This window comes from Asaia lannensis NBRC 102526 (genome assembly GCF_024054035.1).
Lineage (GTDB): Bacteria > Pseudomonadota > Alphaproteobacteria > Acetobacterales > Acetobacteraceae > Asaia > Asaia lannensis.
Map to the genome: position 1 here is coordinate 18,267 of NZ_JAMXQU010000001.1, position 21,670 is coordinate 39,936.

Below are 21,670 nucleotides of genomic sequence, written 5' to 3' on the forward strand. Positions count from 1 at the left end.
GTCAGATCACATCCCGAATGGCGCCATAAAGATCGCGCCAGTCCTCACGCTTGCGCACGACATTTTCAAGATACTCCTCAAGAGCCTGCAAATCTGCGGCAGGATCTTTTACGATGGCACCGACCAGATTCCCGGCAAGCGATTGCGCGTCGATGGCGCCGCTGCCGAAATGGGCAGCTTCGGCCCAGGCATTGATTCCGACGGAAATCGCTTCAGCGGTGGAGAGCGAGCCACTGATGGTCTTGAGCTTCAGCTTTCCATCCTGTGTCTGCCCTGCGCGTAACTCACGAAACATCGTCACGATACGGGCAATTTCCGCCTCTGCCGGAGCAATCGGCGGCAGAGCAAGAGAAAGCCCGATTTCACCAATACGACGGGTGACGATATCTGTTTCTTCCTCATACGTGGCAGGAGGCGGCAGAACGACGACATTGAACCGTCTTTTCAAAGCGGACGAAAGGTCGTTTACGCCTTTGTCCCGGTTATTGGCTGTCGCGATCACGTTGAAACCCGGTTTGGCATGGATGGCATCGTCGAGTTCGGGAATGGGCATCATTTTCTCTGAGAGAATGGTGATGAGCGTATCCTGAACGTCCGATCCCATACGGGTCAGTTCTTCCAGACGGACGAGTGTGCCGTCCTGCATGGCGCGCATCATAGGGGTGCGCACGAGAGCCTCGGGGTCGGGCCCCTTGGCGAGCAGCATGGCATAATTCCAGCCATAGCGTATCTGGCTTTCATCTGTGCCTGCCGTGCACTGGATAACCCGGCTTGAGGTGCCGGAGATTGCCGCCGTCAGATGCTCCGATACCCATGATTTAGCCGTGCCCGGCATACCCAGAAGAAGCAAAGCGCGATCGGTGGCGAGGGTTGCGACCGCAGTCTCGATCAGTCGCGGATTGCCTACGTATTTCGCGCTCACAGGCGTTCCATCTTTGGCTGAGCCGCCCATTAGATAGGTTACCACCGCCCGGGGCGAGAGCGCCCAGTTTGCCGGACGGGCATGGGTGTCGCCACGTTTGAGCGCATCGAGTTCATGGGCGTAGCGTTCTTCCGCGCCTTGACGCAGACGTGTTTCCGTCATGATGACGTCTTTTCCTGATAAAGTCTGATGAGGGTGTCGACCAGAAAGATAGCGCGTTCGCCTCCTCGCGGAGATCTGGCTTCAAGGTCATGACGCAGGGAGACGAGCCCCTCTGCAGGGGTCAGGGTGACACAGGCTACGAGACTACGCTCGCCGTGCGCGCCGTGATTTATGATCCCGTTCGACAGGATCTGTGCCTGAGCGCATGGCAGGGGGCCATCGCAGCGCTCTGCCAGACGTTCGATTGCATAGTGCCATGCGGTTGTGATCGGTAGATCGGCTTGATGAGCAGGGCTTGCGATGACTGCTTCGAGACAATGGCGGCGGTCTGCCGCAGAGCGTAGACCGAGTTCGTCAAGGCCGTATGCTACGAGAAATGGCCAGAGAGGTTCCGGGGCATGGGCCGCGAGTTTCGAAAGCATGGCCCAGTTATGGTCATTCGCAGCGGCTACACTCAAGCACTCCATCAGCCACTGGTCTTCGCTAGCCGCTGTCGCTAGATCGTCAGTGCTCATGCCCAGCATGGCGGCTATTGCCCTGCTTTCAATCAGACAATAATCCTGCCTCATCCACATGCCGATCAAGCTTTTCTCGTCCCGGTGTTTTTCGAGTGTCGCGGGTAGCTGCAGGGTGATTGTGGACTTGCGTCGCAGCAGGCCGGACCGGGTGACGATAAGCCGGGAGATGAAATCCTTAAGCTGGGACTGGGTCCGTATCGAACCGGGTAATCGGTCAAGAAAAACGGTCGCGCATCTGCGTATCTCGGCCGAGCGGTCTTTGCACAGCGCCTCAAGCAGGGGACGATCTCCAGCCGTACGATTGATCCAGAGCAGATTGACGAGCTGAAGCCTGGCTTCGGCTCTCTCTAGCGGCAGCTGTGCAGCAATGAGGTTGCGCGCCTGAATGGAGTCGCTTTCACGTAAAGCAGCAAGAAAGGCGAGACCGTCGGGGCGGGGGGCATGTGACCAGTTCGAGGCATTGATATCCTGAGCCACAGGGAAAGGCGTGCCGTCCCCATTCGTAGGTAGAAGAAAGGTAACGCGTTCATTCAGGGCGGCGTGATGACGCCGCCTGAATGCCCTGAGCTTTCCTTCATCGAAAGGGTGAAGCTGCAAGGCACAACGCGACAGGCACTGTGCGAGCGCCCGCCCGGCACTGTCCTTGCAGCTTCCCTGTTCTGTTCCGACAAGATGAAGAATCTGCCGTCTTGCTTCGTCGGAGACGATGGGGCGCGAGGCGACGAAAGGCAGAACGGTATCGAACATGTCCGGGCAGGCAGGCAGCCCGAAGGCGTGCGACTGGGTTAGCAGCGCCAAGACCGAGAGAGCGGCGGGGAGGGGAGGAATATTCTGCGATGCGCAAGAGGTAAACGCTACACCACAGAAATCAGGCAATGCCTCTGTATCGACCGGATGACGTGCCGTACCAAGCAGAAGAGATTGTGGGAGGCATGATCGGCGCATCAGAGCCTCCATATACCCAGCGAGGTACTGGCCAGCAAAGGAGTGAAAACCCTTCCGTTCCACAGACCGAACAGGCCCACTGGGCCGACACGGCACAGGCAGCGGGCAGAGTCGACGCAGTTTTGCACCACGGGAAGGACGATATCGTCCTCGACGAGAAAGAGACTGTCTCCTGAGCTGCGTAGAAAGACCGGTGACACTGCGAGAGGAAAATCACCGAGCCAGGGTTTTGCGGCAAGGGCGTGACGCCAGTCGTTCAGGGCGGTAGCAAGCGACCGGGGCCGGCATGACCACGGAGCAGATGCCTGTTCCGTGCCGTGGCTGGATGCAATCTGGACACGCAACGGCACAGGGGAGGGATAATAGACGCATTCTGCATCCATCGTGTCGTCGACGAGAAAAGGAAGCGACCCCGCTTGGCTTCCCGGAACGATATAATCGACCAGCAGAGCGAAAACGGTTGGCTCGTTTTCGAGCCCGAGCCATGTCTCGATACGCTTCATACGATCCGGTTGAACCGTTTCCTTGATGCCGAGAACACGCCAGGACCCGGAGCGCTTCAGTGCTGAAGATTCGCTGAGCAGCTCCTCGCGCGTCATGACCCAACCCGACGCTCTTCTGGCATCAGCGACGAGCGCGGCGGGTAGCGTGTCGGACCGGAGGCATGTCCGGCCCAGCAATAGCAAGGCAGCAAAGCATCTAGCCGCTTCGAAAGGGCGGTCGTGTGAGTCGACGGATAAAAGCATGTCGGGCAACGCCGACACACGATTGGCCAATCCCGGCGCTTTTGCATCGTAAAGGCGTTTTGCCAGGGTCACGCATGCGGTTCTGGCGCGCTGGTCGAACCCAGCCAGACCTTGATCGATCTGATCGCTGAGCCACTGTTCCATGCACTCCACCCCTTCGGTGAAGAGGGCTTCACGTTTGAGCCTGTTTCTCTCGCGCTGTGCATGTGTTTTGAGAAGGGAGGCCGCAGCGGGTCGTTCATTGCCGGCCTCTGCATCGGGCACAGAGAATCCGGCTTTTGCGCCCGACGCGTTTTCCTCTTGACCCTTTTGCTCTCTGTCTTGCGTACGGGCCGCCCCGCGACGGCGGGACAGCCACTCCTGCACCCAGAGTGGAATGGCGGGATCCACGGTAAAGGGAATCGTTCCAAGGGCACGAAAGCCCATCAGGGCCAGACAATGCTTGCATGGAAATTTCCGGCTTGGGCAGCTGCATTTATACCCGGCATCGCTTTCAGAAAGGCATACGCGATATGGTGTTGCTCCCGAACCCTGACATTCGCCCCAGACAAGGCCCCGGCCATCCTCGCCGAGATTGACCCAATGCGAAGGCGTCATGAGTTTTTGAGCAGCTGTCAGACTCGCCTGATCCGGCGCAAGTCGGGAGATCCGGTCAAGGGCGTCAGACAAAGGGGCTCCAGTCGATTGGGGTGGCCGGAAAGGACAAAGTGCCAGAAGTAAAACGCTCGGTCGAATTAACAGTCCGTCGTATATCGACAGGTGAATGACGGGAGTTATCTGCCATCGACGTAAACTGTATTCCAGTCCGACCGGGATCGTGGCAGCTATGGATCGGCAATACCAGTCAGATTCGCTTGAGCAGGAAGCTGTTTTCTGCATCCTAGCTGGAAAGGGCCGACTGCAGGGAAGAGCGTGACGTCAATCTGGCGTTGCGCGTCGGAAATCGCTAAAAGCGGCCTCGGAATGACTGTTGCCCATCCGACCGCAGCGCCTTTGTGCCAGGGGAAACCATGCGGAACAGGCGAGAAGTAGGATCAATATGAGCTGGCTGACCGAATACGTTCGACCGAAAATCCGTGGCCTTCTGCAGCGCGAAGTGCCGGAGAACCTGTGGACCAGCTGTGAGTCCTGCTCGCAGATGATCCTGATCAAGGATCTCGAAAAGGCACAGCGCGTCTGCCCGCATTGCGGCCATCATGGCAAGGCCAAGGCCAGTGAGCGTCTCGACTGGACATTCGATGACGGCAAATACACCAAGATCGAGCTTCCCAAGGTGCCGAGCGATCCGCTCGGTTTTCGCGACCAGAAGAAATATGCCGACCGTCTGAAAGATGCCAAGGCGAAGACCCATCTCGATGAGTCGCTCGCTGTAGCGCATGGCAAGATCGGCGGTCACGATGCGGTCGTCGCCGTCATGGCCTATGAGTTCATGGCCGGTACCATGGGCACTGCGCTGGGTGAGGCCTTTATCGCGGCATGCCGTCTGGCTGTACTGCAGAAAGCCGCACTGGTCATTTATACCGCATCGGGCGGTGCGCGCATGCAGGAAGGCGTTCTTTCGCTTATGCAGATGCCGCGCACGACCATTGGCGTCGAGATGCTCAAGGATGCGGGTCTGCCCTATATCGTCGTGCTGACCAACCCGACCACGGGTGGTGTGTCGGCTTCGTTCGCGATGCTGGGCGACGTGCAGATTGCCGAGCCCGAGGCTCTGATTGCCTTTACCGGCCCGCGTGTGATTCAGGATACGGTGCGCGAGAAGCTCCCGGAGGGCTTCCAGCGTTCCGAATATCTGCGTGACCACGGCATGGTCGATATGGTCGTGGCCCGTCCCGATCTGCATGCCATGCTTGGCCGACTGATCGGTATGATGATGAACAAGCCGGTCGAGTCCTCCGTCGAAGCGGCCTGACACCTCCGGTTTTCCTCCCGCCCTGCGTGACAGGGCGGGTTCTGACCTGCCTTCTCCCGAAGTGACCCATGACGACAAAAGCCGCTCCGGCCAAGCTCAGCGATGAATATGAGGGCCGGACCGGTGTCGTTCTGGCTCGCGTGCAGGCGCTCTACCCTAAACTGATCGATCTTTCCCTGTCCCGGCTCCATACCCTGCTGGACAAGCTGGGTAACCCTGAGCGCGCATTGCCGCCCGTCATTCATGTGGCAGGCACGAACGGCAAGGGCAGCACCTGCGCCAATCTGCGCGCTATTGCCGAGCAGGCCGGTATGGCCGTGCATGTCATGACCAGCCCGCATCTTGTGGATGTGACAGAGCGCTTTCGTCTGGCCGGGAAGCTGGTCAGTGAAGAAGAACTCGTCGACACGCTCGAGGAGATCGAGCGGGTCAATGACGGGGCGCCGATCACAGTGTTCGAGGTTCTGACGGCGGCCGGTCTGCTTCTGTTTTCGCGTCATCCTGCCGATCTGGTCATTCTGGAAGTCGGTCTCGGCGGTCGTCTGGATGCGACCAATGTCGTCGCGCGCCCGGTCGCCTGCGTGATCACCCCCGTCGACCTCGATCATCAGGCGTTTCTGGGAGAGACGCTCGCCCTGATCGCCTCTGAAAAAGCCGGGATCATCAAGCCGGGCGTGCCGGTGGTCTGCGCAATGCAGCATGATGAAGTGCGTAACGTCATTGCGGCCAAGGCGTCGTCCTGCGCTGCGCCGCTCTGGCTGGTCGGGCGCGATATCGACTATGCCTGGCATGAGGATGACAGCCCGGCTGACGGGATGTCTCCCGCTGCTGACGTAGGCGACGGGACGCTGGCGTATCGCGATCCCCTGGGTGAACTGACGCTCCCGGCACCGGGATTGAAAGGCGTGCATCAGGCGGCCAACGCTGTGCTTGCGGTCTCCGCGTTACGGGCAAGCGGTCTGTCTCTGCCAGAGACTGCCTGGGCAGGCATAGCCCATACCCGATGGCCTGCAAGACTGCAGCGTCTTGAGGGAAAGCTTGCAGCTCTTCTGCCCGAAGGGTGGGAGCTGTGGCTCGATGGCGGCCATAACCCGAATGCCGGCGAAGCGCTTGCTGCGACACTCGCGAGCTGGTCGGACCGCCCGCTTCATGTGATTGTCGGGATGAAACAGAGCAAGGATGCTGCGGGTTTTCTGACCCCCATCCAGCGTCATGCGACAACCCTCCATGCGGTGGCCGAAGAAGGGCAGCATCTGGCTTTGCCTGTCGATGATATCATCGCCGCATCGGGGGGCGTTGCTGTTGCCGGTCCGACCCTTGCTGCGATCCTGCCCCGTTTGCAGGGTCCCCCTGCCCGAGTGCTGATCTGTGGCAGTCTCTATCTGGCGGGTGTGGTTCTCAGGCAGGATGGAACGATACCCTGCTGAGGCAGGGTATCGTCTCGCAAAAGGTTTTCTCAGCCTTTGTGATACCCATCCGGATGAGCAATGCGCCAGTTCATCGCGGTTGAAACGATCGTATCGAGGTCTGCGAAAGCAGGTGTCCAGCCGGTCTCTTCTCTGATTCTTGTGGAATCTGCAACAAGAATGGCGGGATCGCCCTCACGGCGTGGGGCATAATCCCATGGGACATTCTTGCCAGAGACACGCTCGACGCTTCTGATGACTTCGAGAATGCTGAAGCCGGTGCCATTGCCGAGATTATAGGTAACCGAGCCCTGATCCATGCGGCTAATCGACCGGATATGAGCATCGGCGAGATCGGCAACGTGGATATAATCGCGAATGCAGGTTCCATCCGGCGTCGCATAGTCATTGCCGAACAGTTTGAGGCTCGGGCGCCGCCCCAGCATGGCATCGATCGTCAGAGGAATAAGATGTGTCTCGGGTCGATGATCTTCCCCAAGACGGCCTTTCTGATCTGCACCCGCGGCATTGAAATAACGAAGGCAGGCATAACGCATCCCGTGAATGTGGTCTGCCCAGAGCAGGGCACGCTCGATGAAGAATTTGCTTTCTCCATAAGGTGACCCCGGATCGATGGGAGCGGTATCGTCGATCGGCAAAGAGCGCTCTTCCCCTCCGAACAGGGCGGCGGTCGAGGAAAACACGAATTTCCGGACGCCGTGTTTCGCGCAGGCTTCAATCAGGTTGAGGGAAGTAAGGGTATTCTGACGCAGATAATGGTAAGGTTCGACCATTGAAGCGCCTACCAGGGACAGGGCTGCAAAATGCAGAACCGCATCCCAAGGTCCTTCCGCAACGAGACGTTCCGTTGCCTCCCGGTCGGCCAGATCGATTTCCTCGAAACGTGCACCTTCAGGGATGGCGCCCCGATGCCCTGTACTGAGATTATCCAGAATGACGACCTCATGTCCGGCATCGAGCAGGCTCAATGCAACATGACTGCCTACGAAACCGGCACCACCTACAACTAGAAGACGCATGACAATAGCCCCAATGATTTCAGGCAGCGAATAACAAATTAAAAAGAAAAGTCAAACACAGGATCATGCCGGCATAATTTATGGCAAGACAAGATAATAATTATATTTCCAAACTAAATCGATTTAATAATGATTATTTGCAGATAAAAATTATGCTACTTACATAAAAAATCGGTAAACATGAGAGAATCATTTGTATTCATATATTCCAGATTAAAAATTAGTATATTCTATACTATCGATATCCTCTGCAGATGAAGTTGACTGGCAAATATGAGCGAGGAGGCCCGCTCAAACAGCGTCCTGGTTTATTAAATCCTGCCGAACGGTGCACGTCTGACGTAACGGCCTTTGCCGCGCTCGGCGCGAAGGGTGCCGTCGTCCCATACCATCAGGCTCTGGCTGATCGTTCTTTTTGCAACGCCTGTCAGGGTCATGCCCTCATAGAGCGTGTAATCGACATTATGGTGGAGCGCCTTGTTGGAAATCGTGCGCGTGGCCGTAGGATCCCACAGGACGAGATCGGCATCGGCGCCCGGTGCGATACAGCCTTTTCTCGGGTAGATATTGAAAATGCGTGCCGTATTGGTCGAGGTGATGGCCACGAATTGTTCCGGGCTCAGCCGTCCACTCACCACGCCATGATGCCAGAGCACACTCATGCGCTCTTCAATCCCGGGGACGCCATTGGGTATTTTTGTAAAATCGCCCCGTCCGCGTTCTTTCTGTGTGCGACAAAAGCAGCAATGATCCGTGGCAGTGGTTTGCAACTGCCCTGACACCAGACCGCCCCAGAGTGCCTGTTGATGGGATTTCGGCCGAAATGGCGGGCTCATGACATGACGCGCGGATGAGAGCCAGTCCGTCGTATCGTAGACGCGCTCGTCGAACACCAGATGCTGGGGCAGGACTTCACCATATATTTTCAGCCCCTTGAGCCGTGCAGCAGCGATGGCTTCTGTGGCCTCACGGGTTGAAACATGGACGATATAAAGCGGTGTATCGTGCAGAGAGGCCAGTGCGATGGCGCGCTGGGCTGCCTCTCCCTCGACTTGCGCTGGCCGGGAACGTGGATGCGCCTCGGGGCCGGTTTCTCCTGAGGCCAGTAACTCTGCCTGCAGAAAGGAAACGGCATCGCCGTTTTCAGCATGGACGGTGCAAAGCGCGCCGAGTTCGCCGGCGCGCTGCATGGAATGCAGAAAGATAGCATCGTCGATCATCAGCGCATTTTTATAGGCCATGAAATGCTTGAAGGAATTGACGCCACCTTCGTGCACAAGCCGGCCCATATCTGTATGAACGCGGTCGTTCCAATGCGTGACCGCAACATGGAAACCATAATCCGAAGCCGATTTTTCAGCCTTGACGCACCAGTCCTGCCACGCCTCGAACAGGGGTTGCCCTTCTGCGGGTATGACGAAATCGATGATACTCGTTGTCCCGCCCGCCAGACCTGCTGCGGTGCCGGTAAAGAAATCGTCGCTGGCGGTCGTGCCCATGAAAGGCATTTCCATATGGGTATGCGGGTCTATCCCGCCCGGCATGACCAGAAGCCCGGAGGCATCGACGATCTCGCAGCCGGTCGGACAGTCCAGATCGGGGCCTATGGCAGCAATACGGCCTTCATCGTCACACAGGACATCACTGCGCGTACTGCGCTCGGCTGTAACGATCGTTCCACCCTTGATGAGCAGCATGACACTGTTCCCCTGTGAAAAAGCCCGGATAAAAGAACCAGCCATAATATCGTTGTAATATCGAAATCATAGAGCTAGCCTGACCAGATGGTCAATCTGTTGCTGGGAGCCTGGGCTTTCGGCATCGAACGAGCAGGATGGTTCTGCCGCAACGATCCTGACAAAGTTGTCGGGACAGGGCCGTTGGAACTGGGCGGTTGGAACATGGCAATCGTGCCGGGGCGATCGGGGAAAGGATGGCGATGACGCAGGCACACATGAACATGCTCTCTGGACCGTTATCGAATGAGGATCTCGCCCCCGTGGCAGAGCGACACTGGGGGTGGAGGGACTATCTGTTCCTCTGGATGTCCAATGTGCACAGCGTCGCCGGCTATATGACCATAGGCAGTTTTTTCATGATGGGCCTGCCTGTAGGGACCGTTCTGTCAGGACTGCTTGCTGCTGTTATCATCGTACATGTGCTGTGCAATCTCGTGGCTCTTCCCAGCCAGCGTGCCGGCGCACCGTTTCCCGTGATTATCCGTGGGGCTTTTGGCGTCTATGGCGCAGTCATTCCCGCTCTGGTGCGTGGGATTATCGCTGTGGGATGGTACGGCATACAGACCTGGCTGGCCTCGAATGCCATCGTGCTGCTCATCCTGCATATGGTCCCGGACGCGATGAACTATGCCGATTTCCATCATCATGGGGCGCTGGGCCTTTCCATGATCGGATGGGGGGCGTTTGTGTTCGTCTGGCTGTTTCAGATTGCAGTATTCTGGCGCGGCATGGAGGCAATACGGCATTTTATCGACTGGGCAGGGCCTGCGATCTATGTGGTCATTCTCGGCCTCGACATCGCCCTTCTGTTCAGAACGCATGGGAGCATTCATTTCGAGGTTCTGCCGCAGGGCAATGTTTCCTGGTCAGTCGCTCTTGCGGGTGCGATGAGCGTTACCTCACTGACCTTGGCCTATTTTTCTCCGATCATTCTTAATTTCGGTGATTTTGCGCGTTATGGCACAGGCATGGGCGCTGTACGTCGGGGTAATTTCTGGGGGCTGCCTGTCAATTTCATGGCCTTCGTCCTGCTTGTTCTGACCACTATCGTGCTGGCCCGTTCGGCACTCGGAAAACTGATTCTCGATCCGGCCGAAACCATCATGCTTTTCGATAGTCAGACGATCATGCTGGTTGGGACAGTCACGCTGGTCGCTGCAACCATCGGCATCAACATCTCAGCCAATTTCGTCTCGGCGGCTTTCGATTTCTCGAATATCGCGCCATCCGCCATTTCGTGGCGCAAGGGTGGATTGATTGCCTCGATCGGTGCCGTTCTGCTGACGCCCTGGAACCTCTATGCGCATCCGGAACTGATTCACCTGACCCTTGATATTCTTGGCCTGTTTATCGCCCCTGTAACCGGTATCCTTCTGATCGATTACTATCATGTGCAGAAAACACGGCTCGATCTCGATGCGCTTTATTCCATAGATCCCAAGGGGCCGTACTGGTACAGAAAAGGTATCAATCCTCGTGCCGTTTGTGCACTGTGCCTATCCGTCGCACTCGGCCTGATCGTGGTTTTTCTGCCTGCGTTGCGCTGGGCTCAGAATTACGCCTGGATCATCGGTTTCCTGTCAGGCGGATTTTTCCACTTTATGCTTTCGAGCCTGTCGGTGAGGGCTGGAAAAGCGGTCTCACAAGGATCATGAATGTATCGAGTGCGGTATCGTAATCGCGCATATCGAGCGGTGCATTTTCCAGGAGTGCCTCGAACTGCACCTGCATATCGGCATAGGCCTGCGTGCCCGACCAGAGCAGACAGAGAAAATGCGTGGGATCGATCGGTGTCATGAGCCCGCGTGACTGCCAGTCGAGAAAGAGTGCGGCATGTCGGGCCACATGGGCACGCAGCACGTCTCTCAGAAAACTGCCGAGATTATGCCCACCCGAAAGAAGCTCCTGAGCGAAGAGCCGTGAACCCTCCGGACGCGTACGGGAAAAGCCTATTTTCGCGCGAAGATATCCCTCCATACCCTCCAGCGGGGGGCGATCCGGATTAAGCCAGCGGTCGGCATCGCCCAGCCATACCTCAAGAAGGCGGTTGAGCGTGACATTGTAGAGTTCTTCCTTGGAACCGAAATAATAGAGGATATTGGCTTTGGGGATGTCGCACAGGGTGGCGATTTCTTCGAGCCGCGTACCTTTGAGGCCGCGCCTGCCGAAAACCGTTTCCGCAGCGTTGAGGATCTGGGGCAGGACGGCCTGTCGCGGGGCGCTCGGCTTTCTGGGTCTGGGACGATCTGTCGTGATATCTCCCCGTCTGCGCCCTCCGATGGCATCGATCCGGTCTGCAAGAGGTGCCGTCATGTCGTTCATTCCGCTCTCTCCTGCCTGATGTCTGCCGCATTCCGACCGGGCGGTATCCCGGAGCAACGCGGATATGGATCAGAAAACCCTGTCTGCACGCAAAATAGCTCCCAGAAGCACGTTGGCGCCCGCTTCGGCCTCTGCCTCGGTGATGCTTTCGGCTTCGTTATGGCTCAGCCCGTCACGACATGGCACGAAAATCATGGCCGTTGGCGTAACACGTGCGAGATAGGCTGCGTCATGACCGGGGCCCGACACGATTTCCATAGGGGTGAATCCGGCCTCGTTTGCGGCTTCGGCAACCATATCGATACAGCGCCGGTCGAAGGGGACGGCAGGGGCATCCCAGATACGGGTCATCTGCAGGGTTACCCCGGCTTCTTCGGCAATGGCAGCCAGTCTGGCTTTCATCATCTCTTCCATTCCCGCCAGAGCGGTATCGTCGGGATGGCGCAGATCGATGGTGAAAAAGGTCTCTCCGGGAACGACGTTATGACTGTTGGGCCGGTTTTCGATCAGCCCGACCGTGCCGAGACCCTCGGACGCAAAAGCCTTTGCCACATCGGATACTGCCACGATCATGGACGAGGCTGCGAGAAGTGTATCGGCACGCATGGTCATGGGGGTCGAGCCCGCATGGGCATCGCGTCCGGTGAGCGTTACCTCATACCAGCGCATGCCCTGCACGCCTGTCACTGCGCCAATCACCCGGTTTTCAGCCTCAAGAATCGGACCCTGTTCGATATGCAGCTCGAAATAGGCTGCGACCGGATGATCGCCGCAGGGTTGCGTGCCGCGATAGCCGATAGCATCCAGCGCATCGCCAAAGCGGTCACCCGCACGGTCGCGCTTGTCGAGCACCTCGCTCTCGCTGAAGGCGCCAGCAAAGGCGCCCGAACACATCATGGGAGGCGAAAAGCGTGAGCCCTCCTCGTTGGTCCAGTTGATCAGCTCGATCGGATGGTGTGTCACATGACCTGCCTCGCGCAGGGCGCGGAGTACGGCCAATCCACCTAGCACGCCAAGAATACCGTCGAATTTCCCGCCCGTAGGCTGGGTATCCAGATGACTGCCCATGGTGATGGGGGGCAGATCGGCATTCTGCCCTTCCAGACGGGCAAACATATTGCCCAGACGGTCTACCGTCATGGTGCATCCCAGTGACATGCAGGCAGAAGCGAACCAGTCACGAACCTGACGGTCCTCGTTCGTCAGGGTCAGGCGCCTGATGCCGCCTTTTTCCGTGCCGCCGAAACGGGCCGTTTCCATCAGATCGGCCCACAGGGCCTGTCCATCGATACGGATATTGCTCATGGGGCAGGCGGTCCTTTCAGGCGGAAACACGATGGGGATTGGAGGGATGGTCGAGCCATGTCATTTCACCCTCCGTCGGTTGAGGGGCCATGGTGATGCAGTCATCCACCGGGCAGACATGGGCGCAAAGATTGCAGCCCACGCATTCCGCCTCGATCACACTGTATTCGCGCCGGTCCGGCCCGATGCTTCTGGCAATGGCCTGATGCGACGTGTCCTCGCAGGCGATATGGCACAGCCCGCATCCCACGCAGCTCTCCTGGTCGATCTGCGCGATGGTGTGGAACTTCATGTTGAGCTGGTTCCACGGCACAAAGCGCGATACGGCCCGTCCACTCAGATCGGGCAGCGTCGCATAGTCCTTGCTGTCCATCCAGTTCGAAAGCCCGTCGATCATGTCCTCGACGATACGAAACCCGTAATGCATGGCAGCTGTGCAGACCTGTAGCGTGCTCGATCCCATGGCGAGGAACTCGGCCGAGTCCCGCCAGGTGCTGATGCCCCCCATGCCCGAAATGGGCATTCCCGCCATTTCGGGGTCGCGGGCAATCTCGCCGATCATGCGCAGGGCAATAGGCTTGACTGCTGGGCCGCAATAGCCGCCATGCGTACCCTTGCCACCGACGACCGGCATGGGGGCCATGGCGTCCAGGTCAACCCCGATGACCGACTGGATAGTGTTGATGAGCGATACCGCATCGGCTCCACCACGACGGGCAGCGCGCGCGGGCATGAGAATATTGGTGACATTGGGGGTGAGCTTGACGATGACCGGCATGCGCGTGTTCTGCTTGCACCAGCGCGTGACCATCTCGACATATTCAGGCACCTGCCCCACAGCGGAGCCCATATTGCGCTCGGACATGCCATGCGGGCAGCCGAAATTCAGCTCGATTCCGTCCGCTCCCGTCTCCTCAATGAGCGGCAGGATGGCTTTCCAGCGATGTTCCTCGCAAGGCACCATGAGGCTGACGACGAGTGCCCGATCCGGGAAATCGCGTTTCACGCTCTTGATCTCGGCAATATTGGTGGCAAGCGGCCGGTCGGAAATAAGCTCGATATTATTGAGCCCCATAAGGCGCTTGCCTTCGAACTGGAGCGCGCCGTAGCGCGAGCTGAGATTGACCACAGGCGGGTCTTCTCCCAGCGTTTTCCAGACCACGCCGCCCCAACCGGCTTCGTATGCACGGCGTACGTTATATTCCTTGTCGGTCGGTGGGGCAGAAGCCAGCCAGAACGGATTGGGGGAGGTGATGCCAGCAAAATTGCTAAGCAGATCGGCCATGATCAGGGGGCTCCTGTGCCGGAGAGAGAAAGACCGGAAAGGGTCAGGTCACCATGAATGGCCTGTGCTGCCTCACGCCCGTCGCGCACGGCGGCCACAGTGAGGTCTTCCCCCGCTGTGCAATCACCTCCGGCATAGACGCCAGCCAGCGAGGTACGCCCTTTTTCATCCACTACGAGGCGGCCGTTTTCGATCAGGATCTGATCCTGAGAGAGTGGATCGGGAACGAAAACCTGCCCGATAGCCTTGAGCACCATATCGGCGGCAATCGTAAACTCGGCAGGGGGCATGCCGGGCCCGCCCAGGGTCTCCGGGGGCGTGTCAGTGCGTCTGAACGTCACGCCGGTCAGGGCGCCATTGTCGAATTCCAGCCGGGTCGGCGCTGCCCAGAGCCGAAGCGTCACGCCATTGGTCTGCGCCCAGTCGCGCTCGATCTCTGTGGCCGACATGGTGAGCTCACCCCGGCGATACACCAGCGTCACCTCCTCGGCACCGAGGCGTTTTGCCTGTACGGCGGCATCGATGGCTGTGTTGCCACCACCGATCACGACCACACGACGCCCGATCTGCACCGAGGCGAGCGGGTGGGAGCGCAGATGCTCGATAAATGCCACGGCATCCCTGACGCCGGGCATGGTCTCACCCGGCAGGCCGAGCGCCCGTACACCTGACAGGCCAATGGCCAGAAAAACGGCGTCGTAATCCTGACGCAGCGCTGCAAGGCGGATTGTTTCGCCCAGAACGGTTTTGCCCTGATAGTGAATACCGCCGATGGCCATCAGGAAATCGATTTCCTTCCGGGCGAAATCATTGGCCAGCTTATAAGCCGCAACGCCGTATTCGTTCAGCCCGCCCGGTTTCTCGTGCTTGTCGAAAATCGTTACCTCATGGCCGTGCATGGCCAGACGGTGCGCACAGGCGAGACCGGCAGGGCCGGCACCCACGATAGCGATATGACGCCCTGTCGGCGCGGCGCGTGTGAAAGGATAGGAGCCCTGTGCCATCTGCCAGTCTGTAGCGTAGCGCTGCAGGGCGCCGATGCGAACGGGCTTATGGGCTTCTATGGCCGTATGTACGCATTTCTGCTCACACAGGATCTCGGTTGGGCAGACCCGGGCGCATGAACCGCCGAGAATATTCGACTGAAGGATGGTTCTGGCCGCCCCGGCCGTATTTTTCGTGGCGATCGCCTTGATGAAGCGGGGGATGTCGATATCGGTCGGACACGCCTCGATACAGGGAGCATCGTAGCAATAAAAACAGCGATCGGCTTCGAGTGCAGCCTGCTCGGGGGTCAGCCCCGGATGCGCATCGGCAAAATTTTGCGCCAGAATATCTTGGGGCAAACGTCCACAGGCAATATCGGGGCGCATGGGAGAATCCGGTTCTGTTTGTTCCGTAAAACGAACGTTACGGCTGCTCCAATGCGTCCTGCAAGGAAAAACTGACTGAATGTTCAGATATTATCGGCTGGGCCGCGATTTCCGGTCCGGAAGGGAAATAGGGCGGTTTTGCTAGAATGATGGGGTTCGATTGAAAACCTACAACACAGGCCCCGTTCAGCCGGTCATAAAAAAGATTTCGCGCATCTCATACGTGAGAAACAGGCATGTCCCCACGTAAATATGATTCGTCCGTTGAGGATAGAGGATCGATCTTCGTTCGTGCAGGGATGAATGAGCGTGGACCTGGCAGCGACAGGACACTGAAGGGGGTATGGCATGAGAATGATCGGGCTTCTGGGCGGTATGAGCTGGGAGAGCTCGGCCATGTATTACCGGCTGCTCAACGAAGGCGTGCGTGACAGGTTGGGGCCAGCCTCATCGGCCAGATGTCTGCTGTGGTCGTTCGATTTTGCCGAGATCAAGACGCTGCAGCATTGCGATGCGTGGGATGTGCTGACCGAAAAGCTGATTGAGGCCGCGCGTCATCTGGAAAAGGCCGGCGCCGACGATCTGGTGATCTGCACGAACACCATGCATCGCGTGGCCGAGGCCATCGAGGCTGAACTCTCGATACCTGTTCTGCATATTGCTGACGCGACTGGAGAACGGATCAGGCAGTGCGGGGTGCGTCGGGTTGGATTGCTCGGAACGATTTTTACGATGGAGCAGGATTTCTACAAGAACCGGCTGACCGAGCGTTTCGGCCTTGAGGTCATCGTTCCCGACAAGCCGGATCGGAAGGAAGTTCATCGTATCATCTACGATGAGCTTGTGGCCGGGCAGATCGTGGAGTCATCGCGGGATCTCTATCGTGCCATCATGGCCCGTCTCGTTGCCTCAGGGGCAGAGGCGATCATTCTCGGTTGTACGGAAATCATGCTGCTCGTCAGGGATGGCGATTGCGATGTCCCGCTTTTCGATACTACGGCCATTCATGTTCAGGCAGCACTGGAAAGAGCCCTGGCCGACTAGCCTCATAGCGGAACGACAGCGTCAGACGCGTTAATGTCCCACAGGGCATGCCTGAACCATTAACGAATCGCTTTCACGTTTTACCGGTCACGACCCGGGGGATTCACTATGATGCTTCTGCTTGTACACTGAGGCTGCAGTCCATAACGTTTCGATAATGGATCGTTGTGGTATTCCGGATCTAACAAGGCTTTCAGGCCAATGCTGTTGTTTCACCGAAATGCTTCCTGAGGTTTCGAAAGGCTGTGCAGGATTGTGGTGGATGATCGTCACCAGGTCATTCGTCAGAATCCGATGAACGTGTTCTGCCACATGCGAGACATGCCGTCTCGAGTGAAGGCCATGCTGTCCGTTTCTGTCACCGTTCCTGTCACCGCCACCGTTACTGGGGCTCTTGCAAAAAACCGCACCCTTGCCAGAGCGTTGCCTGTTACGGCCTCATTTCCAGGATTACCCGTCTCTTGCGCCCATTCATTTTCGGTACGTTGTTTGTCGTTGTCATTCTGAACTGGCTCTGGCCGCTTCCTTTGGCACTTCCCGTCAAACTCGCCGCGGTCGTGCTGATCGTCATGGCTGCGCTCTATCATCAATGGTGCCGCCTTTCTTCCGGTTCCGTTTTTACCCCGGAGATGCCGCGCCCGCTGATCATTCTGTTCAACTGGGCCTTCGGGGCCCTGATGTTCGTCACCCTCGGGCAATTGCTCGTCGATATCGTGGCTGCCCTGATTGCGCTGGTACAGTGGCATGGCATCGTGATCGGCACCGCCCCGCGCGTTGGGGTCGGCGTAGTGGCTGCTTTTCTTTCGGCGCTGGGTGTCTGGAATGCCATACGCGTGCCACCGGTCCGGCATGAGACCGTTTTCATTCCCGGGCTCGCACCTGTTTTTGACGGCTATCGCATAACCCAGTTGACGGATCTGCATATCACGCGGCTTTTTCCCCGTCGCTGGGCCGAAGAGGTGGTGGCGCGCACCAATGCCATCGGAGCGGATCTGATTGTGGTGACCGGCGATTTCATCGATGGATCGGTGGCCATGCGTCGCGACGACGTGGCCCCGCTTTCACAGCTCAAAGCCCCCGATGGTGTGATAGCCTGTCCGGGCAATCATGAGTATTTCTTCGATTATCGTGAATGGATGCAGCATCTCGCAACGCTCGGCTTTCACATGCTGCTCAATACGCATTGCGTCATCACCCGCGCAGGCGCGTCGCTTGTGGTTGCAGGCGTGACGGATCGCTCAGCAGGGCGACACGGCGAAGCCAGACCCGATCTGGCGGCTGCTCTCGCCGGGCGGCCTGCTGACGCGCCGGTCATTCTGCTCGATCACCAGCCCGGTGAAGCGCGTCAGGCTGCCGAACGCGGCGTATCGCTCCAGCTGTCAGGACATACGCATGGCGGTATGCTCTATGGTCTGGATCGCATGGTAGCGCGGGGAAATAACGGTTTTGTCTCGCGGCGCTATGAGATCGGCGCCATGACGCTCTATGTCGGTAACGGTACCGGCATCTGGCCCGGCTTCGCTTTGCGCCTTGGAAGACCCTCAGAGATTACCTGCTTTCATCTCAAGTCGGCCTGAGCACAAGGGGGAGGTGGCTCGGTCTGACCGATGGGGTCCTGATGTAGGCATGACTGTATGAAGCTGCTACGTCCGGCAGGCGCGATGGCTGCGGTGAAAAATGTGCCATCGGTCAGGGCATGACTCTGGCGCTTCGTTGATACCGGGGAGCCCTGTCATCGAGAGCTGGCGCGGCAACGGGTTTTGTATGGACGGGGGAAGAAAATGGGCCGGTATTGCGTGACAGTGACATGTGAGGCGCGTCGCGGCATTGTCGCTGTGATCTCTGGTTATCTTGCCGGGAAAGAATGCAATATCCGCGATAGTTCGCAATTCGACGATATCGAATCGAACCGCTTTTTCATGCGCACGAGTTTTCTTGCCGAGGCCGATACCAGCCTTGAGGAATTGCAGCGTGATTTTGCACCGATCGCCCGACAATACGGGATGACGGCTACTTTCCATGACGAGAACGAGCGCCTGAAGGTCGTGATTATGGTGTCACGCTTCGGTCATTGCCTGAACGATCTTCTTTACCGCACCCGCATTGGCGCCCTGCCGATCGATATTGTCGCAGTGATTTCCAATCATCTGGATTTCCAGAAGCTTGTCGTCAATCACGATATTGCATTCCACTACGTCAAGGTGACGAAAGAGAACAAACCCGAGGCCGAGGCGCAGCAGCTGGCCATCATACGCGAAAGCGGAGCGCAACTGGTGGTTCTGGCGCGCTATATGCAGGTGCTGTCCGATGAGATGTGTCAGGCGCTTTCGGGGCGTACCATCAACATCCATCATTCTTTCCTGCCCAGCTTCAAGGGAGCCCATCCCTACCACCAGGCCCATGCGCGTGGCGTCAAGCTGATTGGGGCCACCGCCCATTATGTGACGGCCGCGCTCGATGAGGGGCCGATCATCGAGCAGGACATCATTCGCGTTTCGCACAACCAGTCAGCCGATGACTACGTCACGCTGGGGCGCGATGTGGAAAGTCAGGTTCTGGCGCGGGCAATCCATGCCCATGCCCATCGTCGTGTCTTTATCAACGGCAAGAGCACGGTCGTTTTCCCGGCAAGCCCCGGTTCATTTGCGTCCTCCCGTAACGGTTGAGAGGGGGCGCAGAATGCGCCGGGGTGAGGGTGATGCGCTACCGGACGTGACCCGGATTAAGCCTGTGACCGCTCTCAGGCGCAGGTCAGTTCGCGCCTGACGATTTCGGCGCCTCCCGCCAGCGCCTTGAGCTTGCCTCTGGCGACGCTGCGCGAGAGCGGTGCCATGCCGCAATTGGTGCAGGGGCAGAGGTTTTCGGCATCGACGAATTGCAACGCCTTGCGCAGGGTATCGGCCACTTCCTCAGGCGTTTCGATGCGGTTGCTTGCCACATCTATGGCCCCGACCATCACCTTCTTGCCGCGCAGCAGTTCGATCAGCTCCATCGGTACGTGGGAGTTCTGGCATTCCAGCGAAACGAGATCGATGCTTGAGGCCTGAAGTCTGGGGAAGGTTCGCTCATACTGCCGCCATTCGTGACCGAGGGTCTTTTTCCAGTCCGTATTGGCCTTGATGCCGTAGCCGTAGCAGATATGGACGGCAGTCTGGCATTTCAGTCCTTCGATAGCGCGCTCGAGCGTGGCGATGCCCCAGTCATTGACCTCATCGAAAAACACATTGAAAGCGGGCTCATCGAACTGGATAATATCGACCCCGGCCTGTTCCAGTTCTCTGGCCTCGGCATTGAGAATGGCGGCAAATTCCCAGGCCAGTTTCTCGCGGCTCTTGTAGTGCGCGTCATAGAGCGTATCGATCATGGTCATGGGGCCGGGCAGCGCCCATTTGATGGGGGCTTTTGTCTGCTGGCGCAGAAATCGGGCGTCTTCCACAAAAACGGGTTTTTCGCGCGCGACAGCGCTCACTACCGTCGGCACACTGGCCTCATAGCGATTGCGTATGGTGACGGTCTCGCGCTTTTCGAAATCGACACCGGCCAGATGCTCGATAAAGGTGGTGACGAAATGCTGGCGCGTCTGTTCGCCATCACTGACGATATCGATCCCTGCGACCTGCTGTTCGAGCAGCGAGACGCGCAATGCATCCTGCTTGGCCTCGGTCAGGGCCTCGCCTTCCATTTTCCAGGGAGACCAGAGTTTTTCGGGTTCTGCCAGCCATGAGGGTTTGGGCAGGCTGCCAGCCGTGGCAGTCGGGAGAAGCTTTTTCATAGGGTAGGACTTTCCGGGAGTTCCGTCTGGGCAATCAGGCCGCATTCTGGCTCGACCACCGGTCGAGAAAGGATTTATGCGGCGCGATAAAATGTTCGCCTGCAAACTGCCCCTGCTCGATGGCCAGACGTGTGCGTTCATCGCGGTCGTAGACGATACGCGTATTCGAATAATCGCTGTGTTTGAGGCTCGGCTTGAAGTGCGCCGAGGCAGCGGCGTTCGCATTGTAGATTTCGGGGCGATAAATGCGCTGGAATGTTTCCATCGTGCTGATCGTGCCGATCAGTTCGAGGGGGGTATACTCGTTGAGAAGATCGCCGAAAAAATAAAAGGCGAGCGGGGCTTTTGCACCGGGCGGCATGAAATAGCGCACCCGCATACCCATTTTTGCGAAATAGCTTTCGGTCAGGGAGGCTGCATCGGGTGTATATTCGACACCCAGAACCGGGTGATGGTTATCGGTGCGGGTATAAACCCTGTTTTCTGAAACGCTCAGGCAGATCACAGGATATTTCGTGAAATGCGTTTTGTAGATCTCAGAGGCGATAAAGGCCTGAAAAATCCTCCCATGCAGAACACCGAATTTATCGGGCACGGAAAAACCGGATTTTCCACGATTATGTTCGGGCAACAGCACGCTGAAATCGTAATCTCTTACATAGGATGAGAAATTATTGCCGACGAGGCCGTCGAGATGTCTGCCTGTCACACGGTCCAGAATACTGGTTTTCAGCAGTTCGATTGCTGGAAAGCTTCTGTCCGATTCGCCGAGAGAAAGCGCGATGGAAACAATATCGAGTACGATACCGTAACGGTTTCCCTCGGCATTATCCCAGTGTGCAAGATCGTTGAAACGACGCTCGATCATCGTCAGCGCCGCACGCAGGTTCTCCTGACGGGAGGTGCCTCTTGCGAGATTGGCAAAATTGGTTGTCAGCCGTGTGCCAGGTGCCGGCGCATAATTTTCATCGAAGCGAAGGCTTTTGATCGTGAACCTAAAATCGCTGGTCATGTCGGGCGGATATCCTTTGCTGGATGATCGATCCGCGCCACGTTATGCCTGCCGCCGCGCGGTGCGAGCGAGGCCACTTATCCGGCAGCATGTATCATGAAGACAAATGATTATAAGTCGCTTTAACATGACTCGTTGTCATGGTTTATCGCGACTTATGCCGGGCA

At 57.8% G+C, this 21,670-nt stretch carries 17 protein-coding genes; 6 read left to right on the forward strand and 11 right to left on the reverse strand.

The genetic code is table 11. The features are described 5' to 3' along the window. Position 1: 1 nt before the first annotated feature. The 3 genes from NF685_RS00085 to NF685_RS00095 are packed head-to-tail and all read right to left on the reverse strand — an operon-like array spanning position 2 to position 3,962. The gene (locus NF685_RS00085) at positions 2–1,084 is read right to left on the reverse strand and encodes an ATP-binding protein (protein ID WP_222546344.1); all 1,083 of its coding nucleotides are present in this window, start codon (positions 1,082–1,084) and stop codon (positions 2–4) included. Next, positions 1,081–2,547: a DUF5691 domain-containing protein gene (locus tag NF685_RS00090; protein WP_252848138.1), complete on the reverse strand. Its 1,467-nt coding sequence runs from the start codon at positions 2,545–2,547 to the stop codon at positions 1,081–1,083. Before NF685_RS00090 ends, NF685_RS00085 begins: the two co-directional genes overlap by 4 nt. Continuing rightward, on the reverse strand, positions 2,547–3,962 hold the full coding sequence (locus NF685_RS00095) for an SWIM zinc finger family protein (RefSeq protein ID WP_252848139.1): 1,416 nt from the start codon (positions 3,960–3,962) through the stop codon (positions 2,547–2,549). The genes NF685_RS00090 and NF685_RS00095 overlap by 1 nt, the downstream gene beginning before the upstream one ends. Positions 3,963–4,332: 370 nt before the next feature. On the opposite strand from NF685_RS00095, the gene accD reads away from it, so the two are divergent. Continuing rightward, positions 4,333–5,205 (forward strand): acetyl-CoA carboxylase, carboxyltransferase subunit beta, encoded by an 873-nt coding sequence (gene accD, locus NF685_RS00100; RefSeq protein ID WP_252848140.1) that lies wholly within the window; start codon positions 4,333–4,335, stop codon positions 5,203–5,205. Positions 5,206–5,273: 68 nt separating this feature from the next. Beyond that, complete coding sequence (locus NF685_RS00105) at positions 5,274–6,632, forward strand: bifunctional folylpolyglutamate synthase/dihydrofolate synthase (RefSeq protein WP_252848141.1); 1,359 nt, start codon at positions 5,274–5,276, stop codon at positions 6,630–6,632. 29 nt (positions 6,633–6,661) lie between these two features. Here the strand turns inward: NF685_RS00105 and galE are convergent, their stop codons facing one another. Together galE and hydA are read right to left on the reverse strand one after the other, a co-directional pair. After that, positions 6,662–7,651 (reverse strand): UDP-glucose 4-epimerase GalE, encoded by a 990-nt coding sequence (gene galE, locus NF685_RS00110; RefSeq protein ID WP_252848142.1) that lies wholly within the window; start codon positions 7,649–7,651, stop codon positions 6,662–6,664. Between the two features lie 311 nt (positions 7,652–7,962). Continuing rightward, on the reverse strand, positions 7,963–9,348 hold the full coding sequence (hydA, locus tag NF685_RS00115; RefSeq protein ID WP_252848143.1) for a dihydropyrimidinase: 1,386 nt from the start codon (positions 9,346–9,348) through the stop codon (positions 7,963–7,965). Positions 9,349–9,590: 242 nt separating this feature from the next. On the opposite strand from hydA, the gene NF685_RS00120 reads away from it, so the two are divergent. Next, positions 9,591–11,045, forward strand: a complete 1,455-nt coding sequence (locus tag NF685_RS00120; protein ID WP_252848144.1) for an NCS1 family nucleobase:cation symporter-1 — start codon at positions 9,591–9,593, stop codon at positions 11,043–11,045. On the opposite strand, the gene NF685_RS00125 is transcribed toward NF685_RS00120, so the two are convergent. From NF685_RS00125 to NF685_RS00140, 4 genes are all read right to left on the reverse strand, one after another. After that, entirely contained in the window at positions 10,990–11,712 is a 723-nt protein-coding gene (locus NF685_RS00125; RefSeq protein ID WP_252848145.1) for a TetR family transcriptional regulator C-terminal domain-containing protein, read from the reverse strand. The genes NF685_RS00120 and NF685_RS00125 overlap by 56 nt on opposite strands. A gap of 69 nt (positions 11,713–11,781) precedes the next feature. Further along, positions 11,782–13,017: a M20 family metallo-hydrolase gene (locus NF685_RS00130; RefSeq protein WP_252848146.1), complete on the reverse strand. Its 1,236-nt coding sequence runs from the start codon at positions 13,015–13,017 to the stop codon at positions 11,782–11,784. A 16-nt stretch (positions 13,018–13,033) separates the two neighbouring features. Continuing rightward, entirely contained in the window at positions 13,034–14,302 is a 1,269-nt protein-coding gene (gene preA, locus NF685_RS00135; RefSeq protein ID WP_252848147.1) for an NAD-dependent dihydropyrimidine dehydrogenase subunit PreA, read from the reverse strand. A 2-nt stretch (positions 14,303–14,304) separates the two neighbouring features. After that, positions 14,305–15,675: an NAD(P)-dependent oxidoreductase gene (locus NF685_RS00140; RefSeq protein WP_252848148.1), complete on the reverse strand. Its 1,371-nt coding sequence runs from the start codon at positions 15,673–15,675 to the stop codon at positions 14,305–14,307. 348 nt (positions 15,676–16,023) lie between these two features. Here NF685_RS00140 and NF685_RS00145 point away from each other — a divergent pair, with 348 nt between their 5' ends. The 3 genes from NF685_RS00145 to purU all read left to right on the forward strand — a co-directional run bounded on the left by NF685_RS00145 (position 16,024) and on the right by purU (position 19,385). Next, complete coding sequence (locus tag NF685_RS00145; RefSeq protein WP_252848149.1) at positions 16,024–16,719, forward strand: aspartate/glutamate racemase family protein; 696 nt, start codon at positions 16,024–16,026, stop codon at positions 16,717–16,719. A gap of 461 nt (positions 16,720–17,180) precedes the next feature. Further along, positions 17,181–18,296 carry a metallophosphoesterase gene (locus NF685_RS00150; protein WP_252848150.1) on the forward strand — a complete coding sequence of 372 codons (1,116 nt, stop codon included), beginning with the start codon at positions 17,181–17,183 and terminating at the stop codon, positions 18,294–18,296. Between the two features lie 204 nt (positions 18,297–18,500). After that, the gene (purU, locus tag NF685_RS00155) at positions 18,501–19,385 is read left to right on the forward strand and encodes a formyltetrahydrofolate deformylase (protein ID WP_252848151.1); all 885 of its coding nucleotides are present in this window, start codon (positions 18,501–18,503) and stop codon (positions 19,383–19,385) included. Between the two features lie 74 nt (positions 19,386–19,459). Here purU and NF685_RS00160 read toward each other — a convergent pair whose 3' ends face one another. Both NF685_RS00160 and NF685_RS00165 read right to left on the reverse strand, forming a co-directional pair. Continuing rightward, on the reverse strand, positions 19,460–20,491 hold the full coding sequence (locus NF685_RS00160) for a methionine synthase (RefSeq protein ID WP_252848152.1): 1,032 nt from the start codon (positions 20,489–20,491) through the stop codon (positions 19,460–19,462). Between the two features lie 34 nt (positions 20,492–20,525). Next, positions 20,526–21,503 carry a putative oxygenase MesX gene (locus NF685_RS00165; RefSeq protein ID WP_252848153.1) on the reverse strand — a complete coding sequence of 326 codons (978 nt, stop codon included), beginning with the start codon at positions 21,501–21,503 and terminating at the stop codon, positions 20,526–20,528. Between the last annotated feature and the right edge of the window lie 167 nt (positions 21,504–21,670).